Raw genomic sequence first — 3908 nt, forward strand, 5'->3', positions numbered from 1 at the left:
ATGACCGCGACAATAATCGCCGATATGACCGCGATAATAACCTTCGCAACATTCGTTTTCGCTATGACCGCGATCGCGGGGGACGTGGTTAATCCTTTTGCCTATTATATTAAGCTTAGTTCCAAGTGAACTGAGCATTGATTCTACTTGGTCGTAGGACAGACACAATCTCTTTTTCCACTCATATCATGTCCGCTTGATTGCTTATTAAACCCGAAGAACCCCACCCCGCCAAAGCTGTGCTTTGTCTCCCCTCCCCGCAGGCGGGGAGGGGGTTGGGGGTGGGGTTATTTTATTATGGGTAATTTGGCAGACATGATATCATTCCAATATCTGACTTTTCACTCTTATCTAGAAAACCTCGCTTTTATTCCCTAGTAACGAAGCTTGCTCAGGGGTTAGCTTTTCTACATGAGGTGAAAAGTCAGATTTTTATGAGATCAAGAATTTACCAGCCTAGACTCATTAATGGAGTTTAAAGGCTCATTAATGGAGCTAAAATACTCATTTTAGAGTGTTCTAAAAAATAAATGATTCAAAATCCGTCATTGCGAGCGAAGCGAAGCAATCCCAGTCTTTGCGATTGCTTTGCTTCGCTCGCAATGACAATTGAGCATTTTTTTACTTGGAGTACTCTTACCTCAGACTATAAGTCAATACGGTTCAGTTAAGCATTGTTTTCCTCTCTCTGTTCCCTCTGTGCCTCTGCGGTTCGTTAAAAAAATTGACTTTGATAAAGAGTTTTAGCCTTAACTGAACCGTATTGGACTATAAGTCTCTTTCTCAATTACGAATTACGTTAGCATCGCGGGGAGTAGCCCATTACGAATTAGGAATTAATATCACGCCCTTGGTCGCAACAATTGCACAAAGGTATCACTCACAGTATGGTCTTTGGTATCAGCGGCGTATTGAACTAATTTTTCCTTCAGTTCTTTTGCTGCATCTAACGGCAGTAACGTTGCTAGCAAAAAGTAGACACCACGAAAACGGGGGTCGTCCATGTGGTCAATGAGCCGGTTTTTAGCTTCCTCACTCTCGCCGAGAAAGTTTTGCACCAAAAAGAAATCCATAATCTTGTCGTGGCGGAAATACCATTCTCTCTTGGCTTCCCCTTTTTCGTCTTGCCACTGACGGCTGACAACCATTTTATATTTCTCGTCTTCCAAAGACTGTAAAACTTGGTAAAATTCATCCGCAGGTAACGCCTGTTCATCCTTCAGCCGCATTTGATAAACAGCATCGGAGAATTTTTTCAGGGGAAATTCCTGGTTCCATTCTTGCAAATATTCTGCTACCATTAATTGATATTGATGTTGTTGCAAGTGAAACAAATCGGGGTATTCACCTTGGGATAACATCAGGGCTACCACAGTTAAATCCATTGGATTAGAGAGAACCTTTTCAATCGCGCTTAATTCTTGTGGTGATTGCTGATTAGTGAGGGCTTTGGTTAAAAAACTAGCAGTGGCTTGCTCATAATCAGTACCTTGAACTTTGGCATTTTTGGGCAATCGTGGCTGACGGGAAATCAGAAATTGCTGAATTTGTGGTTCTTCAAGGGGCAGCAATTTATATATTTTGGCTGTTGAGGGTGGTGTCCACTCTAGGGGTTGGGTGGTCATGATGATGTTACCCCGGAAATAGCTTTCGGCAAACTGGCAGATTTTTGCCCTGGTGTCGGCGGTAACTTCATTGAGTCCGTCAATGCAGATATCTAATGCACCACTGTAAATTAAATTCTTGAGAAAATCAGCATCTTGTGCTTGTCCGTGCAGCTTCGCTTGAATTGCCTCAATTACCCCTTTGTCACACTTGTGTGCAGGTAGATAAACCACAAGCCGCCCAGAAGTTTTTACCAAATAGCGTAGAAACATTGACTTACCCAAGCCAGAATCACCTTCCAAGATGACTTGTCCTTTGATGCTAGGTAGCACTTGGGTAATTGGTACGGGTTCGTCTACACCGGGAACTTTCACTTTAGAATTTGGAAAGTAAGCTTCGGGGTTAAAATTATCTAACCCGGCATCGGCTAGTAGAGAAGACTTGAAAGGTTCAAATAACTTTTCGCGGAAAAAGGGAACCCAGGTGAGAATTAAGCCGACGTAGCCGATACCGAGAATGCGCCTCACCCAAGGATTCCAGAAGAAGATGGCTTGAACTTGGGGAAATTTGGGATAAGCGAAGATGAGGGCAACCCAAAAGGCAGCATGAATCAAAATAGTCGTTCTAGCGTTGAGAAACCACTGCCAAGTTTTGAGATTAACTATGACTGATTGCATTGAATCAGCTTCGTTGTAGCCAGCGTCTTTGAGGTTATTGTAGTGAGTTTCTAAAATAACAATATCTTGTAGTTGCCAAGAGACTTTTTTCGCAACTACAGCAATTTGCTTGGCTAAGTCTTCCCGTAATCGTGCAAAATCTTGACTTGGTTCCCAGACTTGGGCAAAGATTTTGAGAGTTTTATCACCTTGATTATGGTTTAATTGAGTAGGAGTTGTTTGAGTGTCAGGGCGTCCTAGCCATGTGAGCAGTGTTTTGACTTCATCAGTAGCGCCACCCAGAAAATATGTCAAAAATCTCCACTGTGCAAATTCTGGTTGACCTGCGTAATAGACACTATTCAGAATTACTACAAGATTATTCAAGTTGAGTTGTTCTATATTACCCAATGCCTCTGCTGCATCTCTACGAAAATCTTTATCAACGGTTTTATCATTGAGGAAGTCGAGGATGTCTTTGACGTAGGGTTTGCCAGCATCACCCAGATTTCCCAATGCCTCTGCTGCACCATAACGAATAGAGTCGTTAATGGTTTTATCGTTGAGGATGTCAGCGAGAACTTTGATGTAGGGTTTTGCAGCTTCCCCCAGCTTCCCCAATGCCCCTGCCGTACCATAACGAACATAGTAGTTAACAGTTTTATCTTTGAGGAAGTCGAGGATGTCTTTGACGTAAGGTTTGGCAGCTTCTCCCAGATTTCCTAATGCCACTGCTGCACCATAACGAACATTTGAGTCAACAGTTTTATCGTTGAGAATGTCAGCAAGATATTTGATGTAGGGTTTGCCAGCCTCTCCCAGATTTCCCAATGCCACTGCTGCACCGTAACGAACATTTGAGTTAATAGTTTTATCTTTGAGGAAGTCAAAGATGTCTTTGACGTAGAATTGAGCTACCTCCCCCAGATTTCCCAATGCCACTGCTGCATCTTTACGAACATCATTGTCAACGGTTTTATCCTTGAGGAAGTCGAGGATATCTTTGACGTAGGGTTTGGCAGTTTCCCTAAAATTTCCTAATGCCACTGCTGCATCTTTACGAATATCATTGTCAACGGTTTTATCCTTGAGAATGTCAGTGATGTCTTTGATATAGGGTTTGGCAGTTTCCCCAAAATTTCCCAATGCCACTGCTGCACCAGAACGAACATATTTATCAACGGTTTTATCTTTGAAGATGTCAGCAATGTCTTTGACGTAGGGTTTGGCAGTTTCCCCCATATTTCCCAATGCCACTGCTGCATCTTTACGAACATATTTATCAATGGTTTTATCTTTGAGGATGTCGAGGATATCTTTGACATAGGGTTTGGCTATCTCACCAAGATTTCCTAATGCTACTGCCACACCTCTACGAATATCATTGTCAACGGTTTTATCCTTGAGGAAGTCGAGGATGTCTTTGACGTAGGGTTTGGCTGCCTCCCTCAGATTTTCTAATGCCACTGCTGCATTGAAACGAACATATTTATCAACGGTATTATCCTTGAGGATTTTGGCAGCTTTTCGAGCAATATCTTCCGGTTTCTTTCCTAGAGATTTTAAATCTTTCAGATTGTATTCAACTAATTTGGGAGCATCCAGTTTTGGAAGATTTATCATTTATGGGAAAATGTAAAGGGAAAT

Annotated in this window: 1 protein-coding gene; it reads right to left on the minus strand. The window is 42.2% G+C overall.

Annotated features, from left to right (window positions below; all coding sequences use genetic code 11):
- Positions 1-842 precede the first annotated feature (842 nt).
- On the minus strand, positions 843-3884 hold the full coding sequence (locus RMX69_RS23065; protein ID WP_322638820.1) for a HEAT repeat domain-containing protein: 3042 nt from the start codon (positions 3882-3884) through the stop codon (positions 843-845).
- Positions 3885-3908: the final 24 nt, after the last annotated feature.

Source organism: Nostoc sp. EspVER01, assembly GCF_034530635.1.
Classification (GTDB): Bacteria; Cyanobacteriota; Cyanobacteriia; order Cyanobacteriales; family Nostocaceae; genus Nostoc.

What these genes read in the sequence shown, in the direction of transcription:
- RMX69_RS23065 (WP_322638820.1), bottom strand. Translation starts at nt 3,884, where the DNA reads ATGATAAATCTTCCAAAACTGGATGCTCCCAAATTAGTTGAATACAAT.